11 protein-coding genes are annotated in these 12,309 nt (G+C 35.6%); all 11 read right to left on the bottom strand.

Features of this window, described 5'->3' with window-relative positions; genetic code table 11:
* Positions 1-246: 246 nt before the first annotated feature.
* Entirely contained in the window at positions 247-984 is a 738-nt protein-coding gene (locus AC0UBM_RS13900) for an energy transducer TonB (RefSeq protein WP_475688999.1), read from the bottom strand.
* A gap of 162 nt (positions 985-1,146) precedes the next feature.
* Positions 1,147-2,166 carry a glycosyltransferase family 4 protein gene (locus tag AC0UBM_RS13895; RefSeq protein WP_475688998.1) on the bottom strand — a complete coding sequence of 340 codons (1,020 nt, stop codon included), beginning with the start codon at positions 2,164-2,166 and terminating at the stop codon, positions 1,147-1,149.
* Positions 2,117-3,502 (bottom strand): O-antigen ligase family protein, encoded by a 1,386-nt coding sequence (locus tag AC0UBM_RS13890; RefSeq protein WP_475688997.1) that lies wholly within the window; start codon positions 3,500-3,502, stop codon positions 2,117-2,119. The genes AC0UBM_RS13895 and AC0UBM_RS13890 overlap by 50 nt, the downstream gene beginning before the upstream one ends.
* Positions 3,502-4,635 carry a glycosyltransferase gene (locus AC0UBM_RS13885; protein ID WP_475688996.1) on the bottom strand — a complete coding sequence of 378 codons (1,134 nt, stop codon included), beginning with the start codon at positions 4,633-4,635 and terminating at the stop codon, positions 3,502-3,504. The genes AC0UBM_RS13890 and AC0UBM_RS13885 overlap by 1 nt, the downstream gene beginning before the upstream one ends.
* 93 nt (positions 4,636-4,728) lie before the next feature.
* Positions 4,729-5,844 (bottom strand): glycosyltransferase family 4 protein, encoded by a 1,116-nt coding sequence (locus AC0UBM_RS13880; protein ID WP_475688995.1) that lies wholly within the window; start codon positions 5,842-5,844, stop codon positions 4,729-4,731.
* Positions 5,845-6,011: 167 nt separating this feature from the next.
* Positions 6,012-7,343: a glycosyltransferase family 2 protein gene (locus AC0UBM_RS13875; RefSeq protein ID WP_475688994.1), complete on the bottom strand. Its 1,332-nt coding sequence runs from the start codon at positions 7,341-7,343 to the stop codon at positions 6,012-6,014.
* A 7-nt stretch (positions 7,344-7,350) separates the two neighbouring features.
* Entirely contained in the window at positions 7,351-8,406 is a 1,056-nt protein-coding gene (locus AC0UBM_RS13870) for a glycosyltransferase family 4 protein (protein WP_475688993.1), read from the bottom strand.
* Positions 8,403-9,146: a hypothetical protein gene (locus AC0UBM_RS13865; protein ID WP_475688992.1), complete on the bottom strand. Its 744-nt coding sequence runs from the start codon at positions 9,144-9,146 to the stop codon at positions 8,403-8,405. Before AC0UBM_RS13865 ends, AC0UBM_RS13870 begins: the two co-directional genes overlap by 4 nt.
* Positions 9,147-9,152: 6 nt before the next feature.
* Positions 9,153-10,199, bottom strand: a complete 1,047-nt coding sequence (locus AC0UBM_RS13860) for a hypothetical protein (protein WP_475688991.1) — start codon at positions 10,197-10,199, stop codon at positions 9,153-9,155.
* Positions 10,200-10,270: 71 nt separating this feature from the next.
* Positions 10,271-11,437, bottom strand: coding sequence for a glycosyltransferase family 4 protein (locus tag AC0UBM_RS13855; RefSeq protein ID WP_475688990.1), 1,167 nt, complete (start codon positions 11,435-11,437; stop codon positions 10,271-10,273).
* Positions 11,434-12,309 carry a sulfotransferase family protein gene (locus tag AC0UBM_RS13850; protein WP_475688989.1) on the bottom strand — a complete coding sequence of 292 codons (876 nt, stop codon included), beginning with the start codon at positions 12,307-12,309 and terminating at the stop codon, positions 11,434-11,436. The genes AC0UBM_RS13855 and AC0UBM_RS13850 overlap by 4 nt, the downstream gene beginning before the upstream one ends.

Below are 12,309 nucleotides of genomic sequence, written 5' to 3'. Positions count from 1 at the left end.
TTACTTGTAAATATAGACGAATACCGCTTACAATACCCACCAACCGTTCGTCAATCGATATAATGTTAAAATTTTCGACAAAAGTGGAAAAATATTAAAGTATTTAAAAGCCCTTTTTAAAATATTAGAAATCAAAAATAAACAATTAATACATAGCATGAAACCTCAACTAGGGCTAGTCTTAAAAAAAATACACCCGAGCTTAGGCTAAGGCGTATGTTTATTATAATTCAATTTAAAATCATACTATAAAGCTACTTTATATTTAAAAAATATAGGCACAGCATAATTTACTTTTACAGGTTTACCGCGTTGCATACCAGGTTTCATTCTAGGCAACAATCCAATAATACGCTCTGCTTCTTGTTCTAAAATCTTATCCGGACCTCGAGATCGTATGCCTACAATATAACCGTTTTCATCGATAACAAACAAAACAGAAACACGTCCTTCTATTTGCAAGTTTAAAGCTTCTTCTGGATATCGAAAATGGGTTTTAATATGGGCGTTCATTTTAGTCTGAAAACAAGCTAAAGACGCCGCATTAGATAAACCTTCACACCCCGGAAACACGGGTATATCTTCTATTACCGCAAACGGGACTTCGGCCACTTCTTCTACTTCATCTACAACAACATCATCTACTGCAATCACAGCTTCTGCGGGTGCAATACGGTCTTCTTGCGAAGATTCTGTACTCTCTATCACGGTTTCTTCAATATCGTCTATAGACTCTACTACTTTTATAGATTCGGAAACCATAACAGGTGGCGGTGGCGGTAAAGGAATATTAACCCTTGTAATTGGTATGTCTTCTTGAAATTCAGGAGCCAAATCAAGAACTTCTATGTCGTCTAAACCCGTATCAAAGGTTCTATATTCTAGAGCCTGCCAAGAAAAGAATAACATAATGTTTAACCCGATAGCAAAATATATACTGCTATTTCTCCCAATGTCTAGTTTTGGATTTTTTTTAGCTTTCATAACGATATATTTTAAAGTTAACCTTCTATTTCTACTCCTATTAAGGTAGAAAATATACGTTTAGAAAACTATGACAAGCGTCATATTACCAATAAAAGCAATAACCTCAAAAACACTAATAATCAACAACTAAAACCAACTACAGCGACTATCTTAAAACCATCAAGACAAGACGTCCATCCACTGCAATTTCACCACCTCCCAATCAAACTTTTCAACTTTTGTTCTAGCGTTAGCAACCATCAACTGGGTCGCTTCAGTGTCCTTAGCCACCTTTAAAATCGCTTCAACAAAAGCTACACTAGAATTTGGTGGGACCAAGACACCATCTACCCCATCATCTATTAAAAAAGGCATCCCACCCACGTTTGTAGAGACTATAGGTAAACCCAAAGCCATGGCTTCTATAACACTCACGGGCATATTATCAAAATTAGTGGTGTTTATAAATACATTATAGTCTTTGGCAAGATGGGTCCATTCAGCCTTGGTTAGTTTGCCTGGCGTACGTAAATCTACTCCCAGAGCTTGGGCATGTGCACGAACTTTTGCTAGAGAACCATCGGTATCTGGACCAGCCATGCACAAACTGCTTTGTATACCACGATCTTGTAAAGATTTTAGAATATCTACTGCTAAACAAGGGTTATAAATCTTACAAAACGATCGCACCCATAATAAATCAAACCGCTCATCTATAACTCTATGTTTATAAGAGTATTTCTCCAGATTCAAAGCGTTTGGAATATACACTACTTCAGAATACCCATGTCTAGTAAAAGCATCTAACAAATATAAAGAAGGAGAAACCAAAGCTTTAGCGGGTTTAAATGTAAGTTCACAAAGTTTTGGATTATTTTGCAAGCGTGCTGGCAAATTACCACCGTTAAGACTCAGTACATAAGGTAATTTTAAAAATCGGCATAATTGACTTACTATTACGGCAAAATAAAAGTTCCTCGTGCTATAAGTATCAATAATAACCTCATCCACGATCTTTCTATATTTTAAACAAGCATAAAGCATATCTAACAAGCGTAAAACCTTGTGGTCTTTGCTCGAACTAAAATACATCTCGTACCCAGCACTTTCCAATTGCTTACCTATAACTTGTATCGATGAAGGGTTTGTTTTACTGTTGTATAAGTTGTTTCCTATGTATAATATTTTTTTTCTTAACATCTGTAATATTTAATAAAGCAAAAGCATAAAAAAGGGATGGCGCCGCTATACGCATCGCCGAGTGATTTATGGTGGCAAACCAAAAACAATAAAAAGCGTAAAAATAATAACTCTTGGAGTTTGTCGACCGATACGCTAAAGGCTTTATAATTAAAATCAATAATATAATAACTCCGAACATACCATGTTCGCCAAGTAAGCGCCCAACTTCATTATGTGTTGGTAACTGTTCACCTGTTCTCTGTACCCGGATATTTTTGGTTCGGCTCGCCCCAATTCCAAATACAGGATCTTTTAAAAACCCATCCATTTCTTCCATAAATAATGAACCTCGTCCTGTAGTCACATCACCTTTCTCACGCCCCAAGGCATCCTCATTAGAATACCGTTTATCCAGTAGTCCTCCTGTTTGTAGCGACCCTATTAACCAAGTAAACGCAATAGCAATTAAAAATAAAAATGTCGACCCTATAATCTGATTTTTAACCTTATAATTAGACTTTAAAAACAGCACACCTAAAAACGCCAACACCACTATTATGGCCGCAAACACCCCTCCTCGGCTAAAGGTAATGATAGCGCGAAATGTGATGGCTGCAAAAATAATTATATTTAAAATCTTCATAAAAAAAGTAGGCGACTGCATATAAATTCGTACCACCATCACAAACATACCCATCCCAAGAGCTGTCGATACTTGATTGGGCCCAAATCCCCCAGAGGTAGCAGGATTAGAAGCGGTATTCGATATAGTATCTCTCACAGAAGGGTTATATAAAAACAAAAACACCGTCATAGAAATAATAGGTAATACTAAATACTGTAACACTTTTAAAATTTGCTGTTGCGTTATTTTTTTATCATAGCAAAACAACGTGGCTATCCCTAAGGTTACGGGGCCAGCCAACACGAAAGTCACATTGGTTCTAAAACTGGCATCATAAGTTAACGTAATAGAGGCCACAATAACGGCGGGGACCAATAATATAAGATATAAAAAATAGGGATAGGCCTTTCCAGACACCCCATTGTAAAAAATGCCCATAAGCATCATTAGCAGGACAAAGTATTTTCCGGTTTCATAGAAAAAATACCCTTTAACCATCCTTAAAAACACCTCGCCTCCTACAATGTAAGCACACCCCAATAACACATACATAGTTTTGTCGGCATTGGGTGCCGCAATAATATGCCACATAAAATAAAATAAGACTCCTATAAAATAAACACGTGCTATAGGTTCAAAAAAATAAATAGCTACACCTAAAGCCACATGCCCTATTAGAAGCGGAATAAAGTTATCTTGGTATGTTTTAGGTTTATAAGCGATCTTCATTATTCGTGGTTTAAAATAGCATGTTTTATGTGTGCGTTATAATACTCAAAAGTAAAACGTTTAACCACTTCCTGTCCGTTAGCCACTAAAACTTGATAGGTTTGGTTAGATAAATTTATAAATTCAGTTACATTAGCACTAAGACATTCAATATTAACATCCTGCAACACAAAACCATTCTTTCCTGTTTTAATGTATTGTCCAATAGAAGACACTTTAGACACTATAGGCACACAACCAAAATTCATAGCTTCGGCCAATACCTTAGGAAAACCTTCAGATGCTGTGGTAGGCATCACAAAACCATGGCAATCCTTATATACCTTAAATACGGCTGTTCGAGATAAAAACCCATGAAATCTAAATTGTACACCACTTGATGCAGCCTGTTGTTCAAAACCGGAACGCTCTATACCGTCGCCTACTAAATGAATCACACCTAGCTTGGCTTTAACATCATCATCCAATCCAGATAGCGCTGCAATAATACGGCCAACACCTTTGGGCGTTTCTAAACGACCAACATAGCATAAATTAATCGGTGGTACTAATGTTTTTTTAGCCGTAATGCTTTTTCCTAAGGCCAAATCAGCCTCCGTTAAACAAGGGTTTTCAAAAGGCTCACAGTGCTTAGGGGCATCGCTCCAAGTGCCATTAATAGTGACTGTTCGATGTTGCTTTTTCAAAAACCAACGTTGCAAGGCATAGCCTAATGGAGCAGAAGACTGTTTCCAATTCCCCGCATATTTATACCACCCTGGAGTATTTACAAACCAAGTTAGATACGGGATTAAATATACACCAATTCCCGTTGGAGTACGCAACTGAAAATAGTCGGCAGTAGAAACATACTGGCTTACCAACTGTATGGTTTTCGGAGCAGCGGTTAATATTTTTAACTTATCTTTTAAACTCGAACCTCCTACAGCCTGAATATTTACAAACGATACGCCTGGATGTGTATACGGTAACGCACTAGCTGGAGCATCTCCCGTATATAACATCGCTAAATGAACAATCTCATCAAACACCTCGGTTAGGTAATTAATTTCAGTAACCGTAGGGCCCCAACCTACAAGGGTCCCATCACTTTTCAGATAGTGCTCAGTATGAGATATAATGACTAGTTTCATGAATTATTCGTTATATAATAAATCTGTTTTAAATTAATGATAGGAAATAGCATAGTTATTCATGTGTTTCAAAATTACAACCATTCGTCACTTCTAACTTTCAGTTAACGCTGGTATCGCTTCTATATATCGTTTAATAATGACTTCCCAATAATGTTGGCGCGCCCAATGTTTAGATGTTACGGCATACCTATCTTTATGCTGCATTAAGTTATCCAAAGCCGTTTCAAAAGCAATAACATCGCCTATCCGGACCAAAAATCCGGATTGTCCCTCTTGTATGGCATCTTCAATACCGCACCCTCTAGAACCAATAGCTGGAATGCCCTGCCCATTTGCTTCTAGTAACGCAATGCCAAAGCCTTCTACATCTCCTGTTTTTGTTTCTGTACTTAACATAACAAAAACATCACTTGCTTCTAACAAAGCCTTTAATGTTTCATTACTCACGCGACCATGAAAAAAAACCCTTTCAGCGACTCCCAATTGCTTGGCTAATAATTCACAGGCATTTTGTTCTGTTGGTACCCCTACACAATGGTAACTTATATTTGGATAACGCAAAGCCAATTCTGGTAAAAGTTTTATCACTTCCCGTTGTCCCTTTCGTGTACTTACATGTCCTACAGTTATAAGTTTAGGGTAACCATCCAATCTTACTGCTATAGTGTTATCAATCTTCCATTTATCAGGATTAAAACCATTAGGAATAACCTCTGTCTTGTTCTGAAGTTGAAGTGGTATTAACGATTTTGTAAATTGAGAAACAGCTATAATTTTAGTAAACTGCTTTAAAGCCTGATTAATACTACCCCGTAGCACCGGCTGTTTAAAATTAACTTCAGAACCATGTATCACTGCCACGCGCACAACGGTAACGAATCTACTTAGAAGCGCGACACTCCATAACGAAAATTTTCCTGAAGCAATAACCACATCCGTATCGGTAATAGCCCGGTTTAAAATTTTTAACCGTGTTGTATACATTCTATAACGAGGGGTTGTAGGTGTAATACGTAACATTTTAAAGGCCAAAGAAGCATCAAAAACAGCCTCTTCTTCTCCATGTACAGAGCGCTGATCGGCTATAACAGTTACCGCATATCCTGCTTTACATAAATAATGCGCTAAATTATAAGCATGATCACCTATACCTCCGGGTTGTGGAGGAAATTCAGAAGTAACAATAAGAATTTTAATAGGTTTCAAAGATTGAGTTTAATAGCAACTAAAATTAAATATATTATACTGCACAACACACGTTTTTTTTAAATTATTACAATCATGCATTTATATGAATAGTGCAAGAACTTATAGACTTAGATTCGCCTAACCCAAAACTTAAAGTATTTTTATTAGCCAAGCCCGCAATATAACTAATACAACCGTTCTATTAAAGGCCCTTCTTCTATTTTTTTACTAGACATATGCCACGATTTAAAAACTTGATAAACTACTATGGGCAAAATAAAGACAGAGACAAACGCTCCCAAAATCATCATCAATTTAGAACCTTTAAAACGGTAGGGCATTATAGAAAATGGTACGGTACGCAACAACGCCCATTTAGCCATGTAATCACCATAATACCGTCTAAAATAATATAGCACACTAGGTATAGGTCTCGGGTCTAACAGAGATTTGGTTCTAAACGCATCCCAACTACCCATATCTCGTAAACCACCACTACCTATTTTTAAATGCAAACGTTTAGCGTACGGGTGAGATATATTTAAATATCCCGCAACATAAGACCGCAAACCAAATTCTCCATCTCCCATACGTTGTTTTTCAAATTGCCTATCAAATAATCCAACGTCTTTAAAAATAGCTTTTTTTAGCAATACATTTCCTGTATCTAATTGATCACTTATCTTAAAATAGGCATAATGTGCAGGTGTAGGGGCTCCAACATCCGAGATAGAAACTCCAGAGGACAGGTCGGCTTTAAAAAAATCTAAAGCTTTCAAGTGCTCACTAATCCAATGTTCAGAAACTCGGCTATCATCATCAAACAATAAAATATAATCGCCCTTAGCCATGTTTATAGCGCGATTTCTAGCCAACCACAAGGCTTTCTCTTCCTGATACACCACCTTTAAATCTAAATGGAAGGCCTTATAAAAATCGGCTTGAAATGGTGTAGATTGATCGATAACAATAACTTCAAAATGCGTATAATCCTGATGTTGTAAATCGTGTAATACATCTTTTAAATAAGAATACCGATTTAAGGTTGGAATCACCACACTAACTAGAGGCTTCTGTTTTAGTAAGCTCGATTCAAAATCACTATAATCCGGATATGTTAACGGAGTTTCTAAATACCTACTCCGGGTAACTTTACGGGTACTCCACCACCCCTGCACCTCAGTAATGGGGTTATAAAAACTAAAAACACGAATAATTAAAATATAGAACACCCAGAACGGACTAAAATATTTTCGAGCAAATCTATAATTATCAACAATGGGTATGTTTTCAAACTCAGTGTAGGTTTCGCAAGGTCCAATATAACCGCATTGTATGGCTTGCCAAGACAAGTCATAAGATGTTGCAATTTCGTTTGAGTAATTTAGATCTTCGTTTAATTTAGAGCGTACACCATCTACTAACAGATCTGCTTTAGGAAAAATTGAAAGATTATTATATTTCCTTAATCGAAAATAATGAGTAGGTTGTAAATATTTAAGAAATGGAAAAAGCATGTATAATTTAAGAAATTAAAGAGTGAATCTGTTTACAAATAAGGTCCTTTCTAAAATTATTTTGATGAATTCGCAGAAAATAATCTGAAGGTAAATAATCTCCTTTTACAATTTGTGATAATTTTTGTGTAAGTTCATTAACATCTTGCGGGTTAAAAATTATGTCTTTTAGATGAGGTGTTTCAGGAGCTATAAAGTGTAAAGCTCCAAAAGATTCAGACACCAATACTGGCACACCATAAGCTATAGCTTCTATAAACACTAAACCAAATGCTTCATGTAAACTCGGTAATATAATCAGGTCCATGTCTTGGTAAAACTTGATCATCTCTTCCATTGATAACACACCCAAAAAGTTGACTTGCGATTCCAAATCATTGTCTTTAACGTACAATTTTAAACAACTTTCATAATCTCCCACTCCTGCGATATTCAACTGGACCAAATTAGTCTTTAATCGACTTAAAGCCTGCAATATCACAATCTGATTCTTATCCCTAACAAGACGTCCGGGACAACCTATTTTAAAAATAGCGTCTCTACTTTTACTTACACGCCCTCCTTTCAATTCCAATGGTAAATCAAACCAAAAAGGCACAATTTCAATAACAGACTTAGATATTTTATATGATTTCTGCAAATCAAGACTCAAATGATTCGAATTTACAATAATCGTATCTGCATATTTTAAAAACTTTCTCTTAATAAATATTTGCTTAAAATTAGGAGTAATTTGTTGTGTTAAAGTATGCATCCAAGCAATATTCTGTTTTACTCCCAATAATTTACCACATAACAAGGCAGGATTAACATAACTGAAATTAGAAATTACAACATCTGGCTTAATCTCTTTTATCAGCTTATACACGGTATAATAGTTTTGTAATAAACTACCTTTATGTTTAATTCTATATTGCACATCATTTAATTGAAAAGTATCTCGCTTAGATTTTAAAGCGCCCACAGTTACCAAATGGCTATGAACAGTTAATTCTTCTGCCAATTCTTTAAAAAAACGAGACAGGAAACTTTTATTATACGTGTAAAGTATAAGAATTTTCATTTTTTCGATTCAAGTAATTTAACTATTGATTTTTTTGTAAACCATAGTTTTATAGTTTTAAGGAAATAATAGATATATGAATCGTTATAAGTCTTTCCAAAGCCACCACTAACTCCCTGAATTCGTAAAGCATAATCAAAATTAGAATATGCAAGCATATTAACTTTAATTAACTGACTTACAACATCCCACAATGCTTGCTCAAAAGAGTACGATAAATCTAGTTTTTCTCCATAATTCTTAAAAACTAACCAATTATCCTTTCTAAAAACAAAGCATCTAGAATCCATTTTACCCATTTTGTAACAATTACAGGCTATTTCCATTAAATTATTGCGTTTTTTATTACGAAAAGGTTTTAAAATAGAATTTGTGTTTAAGACTTTTAGTCTTCCTGTAATTTTAACAATATAATTAGAATGTTGTATAAATTTAGAATTATTAATGGCATAATTTATAATATCAAATTCCATATACCCCTTACCTCTGTCTGGAATATTGGGTTCAGCATTAAAAGTCAATAATTCCAAACGCTCATTATAATCAAAAAATTCCGTATCTAGCATATTTCCAGAATTTTCAGCAAAAACTATTTTAAATGATGTTTGGTTCAAATAAAAACGTATAGCTTCAATGTATTGTGTTTTTCTATCTACCGGATTTTTTAACACCAAAGTATCTAATGAGTTAGGCTCAATAGTTCCTGTTAACAAAATTACTATTTGATTATTTTCTATCATAACCATTTAAATTTTATCCATAAATATCCCTTTCAACCCTAATTCCCGTTGCCATAAGGCTCTATTTTTATGTTGTAATGCCAAAAAGGAAGTTTCTGTTAACCTATCATGAAATGCTAATACACGCTGTCCTATACAGTCCATATCGGCTTCCTCTACCCAAACCACATGTGCTTCCCAGTCAATACTGTTAGCTAAAGGTAACAAATCATCGGTATGTATATACACTGGAATACGCCCCATGGCCAAGGTTTCGTACAAACGTACCGAAAAATTTCCAGCCCCTCGCATACACACCACATAATCAGAACCTTTTATGTTATCAAAGAAGTCCTGCGTCGATTTTGCTCGTTCCAATTTAGTTTGTGCGCCTGCACGATATTGGTCTCGCAATATAAAGTTTGTACGTATACCTTTAAAATCGCTCAATTGTTTTAAAACACGGTACCGCCATAACGTCACAGCCATCATGTGTTCTGGCACATAAGATGTCAATCGCAAACTATAGGCTATTTTCTTAAAAATACCTTTCGCATAATCAGTAATAACCTGCTTGGGGTTAGGTGTGGCAAAGCCACAAAACCCAACGCTAGGCACAGCTTGATAAGGGCGCTCAATAACTGTAGTTGTGTTATAATTTATTTTTAAAGGGTCTTCTATAAATATAGGTATGCCCACATGCCAACTAGGCAATGCACTACGCACCCCACTTGCTCTAAAAACAGTAACGCATTTAAGATCTGGAAAGGTTAAACCTACATCGTCCAACATAACCACCCAAACAACTTTCTGTGCCCCTCGGGCCACGGCTATAAATTCTAAAGCTTCCGACTTCCGCTTGGTCTTTATATAGTAATTCCAAGACATCGGTAACACAGCAACATCACAAGTTTCTAAGCTATTAACCACACAAAAATCGACTTCAGACACCCCATATAAAGCCACACGCTCGGCATCTGTAAACCCCGCATCCTTAATAAACGGTTTTAATAACGGGAACACCTGACCACGATATTGGGGATTGTAGTGTTGCTTCGGGTAGTATAATTTCATGTAACTAACTATATAATTAATCTGTTATTAAGGCTAATTGTCTTATTTAAGGTATTTAATTATATCTAAATCTAATCCCTATAAAACGCCACAAATGCAGCTTGCTGTTGCTTCAAATTAAATTGTTTTTGAACACGTTGCATGGCAGCCTGCTTTATTTTGGTTTGTTCATCTTCAGTTAACCGCATAACAAACTCCAATTGCTTAGCTAATAGTTTAGGTTGCCGTTTAGGCACCACCCAACCGGTCTGACCGTCTAATACATTTTCCGTCAAACCACCTCCGTCAGAAACTATACATAATTTACCTAATGCTTGCGCTTCTAATACCGCATTACAAAACCCTTCTGAATGACTATATTGCAAATAAATTTCTGCTTGAGATACAAATCTAAACACAGCATCATGAGACTGCTGTCCTAATAAAGTAACATGTTCGCCTAATCCCAATTGATGAATGGAAAACTTTATAGCCTCTATTTCTGGTCCCGTTCCAATAATGTGATAGTGAAAATTTCGTGTATACTGCTTCAAATAAGCTAAAGCCTCCAAAATATCCAAATAGCCTTTTATCCAATGTAAGCGGCCTACAGTAATAATTTTTGTTACAGATACATTTGGCTTAGCCGGATGTGTTTCAATATATTTAACCGCAGGGGTTATAATCTGAACAGGGACTTGCTTCGTCAATTTATAATAGTAACCTTGCTGTAGGGTATAATTAGAAATAGCATGAACTTTATCAACTTCCTGCCATAAGCGTTTATAACACCTTGGGTGTTTCATAGGATATACATCAATATCAAACCCTCGTAAACTTATGGCCATTTTTGCACCAATAGCTTTAGCGACAAATTCTCTTTGTAAAGCCATTGTTGCAAAACCATAGTGTATCCAATCCACATTTGCTTTTAACAGCGTCGCATTGGTATATATATTTTTTAAAATCTGACTCTTTTTTCGTTTCCCTTCCTGCTCTAACCTCACAAATCGCAAGACACGGTTATAAAAAGGAATTAAACTAAAAAAAACAATGAATGTTGCAAACAATTGAACTATGGGATTCCCATAAACTTTTGGAAAAGTAAACACTGTGCAGTCCTTAAATGTAGCATCGTTCTTTTGTACAAATAAATTTACCTGATAGCCAGCTTCCTGCAATCCTTGTATTTTAGATTTAAAAAAGGTTTCTGAGTAGCCTGGAGGCTGAGATAATATGAGAGCGATGTGTTTACTCATACCGCTTTTCTCTTATAAATATCTACTATAGGATATAATGTAGTCTGAAATTTTAACAAAATAGTATTTATTGCTTTCATAGACACAGCATTTACCAAGGGAGTATCAATCTGAGTTCCTTTCAATATTTGGCTTCTGGGATGCATTTTAGATGATGGGTTTTTATATCGTGTTTCTAAATCATGTAAAGGTTCTAAATTAAAACGTCTACACAACGAATAATACGCATTAATATCATGTAATAATACCTCATGCCTTACCACTTCAAACTTATATTTAGGATATTCTAAAACCTCTAACGGGATTACATTTTCAATACACCACCGTAATGATAAACGTTCTACTTCGGTTAATTGGTTAAACGCAGTTATGTCATAATTAAAGTGGTCTTGAATTAACGCTACTAATTCAGGCTGTTCTGCAAATATAGACAAATCGAAGAGCCATGGAAACTTGACCCGCATTTGGCTATGAATAACTTCATAAGGATTACGAATAATATGGATAGTTGGTATCTTATACACTGAATTGACATAGCCTCCTAATAAATTCCCTCTTACCATTTTAATAACATACATTTTTGGCAAAAAGGGCCACAAATGTCGTTTGTAAGTTCTATTCGAAATTTGTCCAATCCAGTCGCAATCCACACAGTTTGCAAACACAGCCTTTAAATATTTATTTTGTTTACTGCTATTATGCGCCGAAGTAATCCATCTATCACATAACAAATGGCCTTTAGGGGTGTTAAATTCATGTTCAGGTTCAAACAACATACGGTAGCGATGCTGCTGAGCAATAATTTCACTCAACCAACTGGTACCACTTCTAGCTGACCCCAATACTATAACATGTTTATTATAAGATGCCAT

It is taken from the genome of Formosa sp. F44 (genome assembly GCF_056238645.1).
This window is presented reverse-complemented; position numbering and strand designations above follow the sequence as displayed.

Coding starts and splice junctions, on each gene's coding strand:
- AC0UBM_RS13885 (WP_475688996.1), bottom strand. CDS start 4,635: ATGAAACTAGTCATTATATCTCATACTGAGCACTATCTGAAAAGTGAT.
- AC0UBM_RS13855 (WP_475688990.1), bottom strand. CDS start 11,437: ATGAGTAAACACATCGCTCTCATATTATCTCAGCCTCCAGGCTACTCA.
- AC0UBM_RS13890 (WP_475688997.1), bottom strand. CDS start 3,502: ATGAAGATCGCTTATAAACCTAAAACATACCAAGATAACTTTATTCCG.
- AC0UBM_RS13895 (WP_475688998.1), bottom strand. CDS start 2,166: ATGTTAAGAAAAAAAATATTATACATAGGAAACAACTTATACAACAGT.
- AC0UBM_RS13875 (WP_475688994.1), bottom strand. CDS start 7,343: ATGCTTTTTCCATTTCTTAAATATTTACAACCTACTCATTATTTTCGA.
- AC0UBM_RS13860 (WP_475688991.1), bottom strand. CDS start 10,199: ATGAAATTATACTACCCGAAGCAACACTACAATCCCCAATATCGTGGT.
- AC0UBM_RS13865 (WP_475688992.1), bottom strand. CDS start 9,146: ATGATAGAAAATAATCAAATAGTAATTTTGTTAACAGGAACTATTGAG.
- AC0UBM_RS13870 (WP_475688993.1), bottom strand. CDS start 8,406: ATGAAAATTCTTATACTTTACACGTATAATAAAAGTTTCCTGTCTCGT.
- AC0UBM_RS13900 (WP_475688999.1), bottom strand. CDS start 984: ATGAAAGCTAAAAAAAATCCAAAACTAGACATTGGGAGAAATAGCAGT.
- AC0UBM_RS13850 (WP_475688989.1), bottom strand. CDS start 12,309: ATGGCATCTTATAATAAACATGTTATAGTATTGGGGTCAGCTAGAAGT.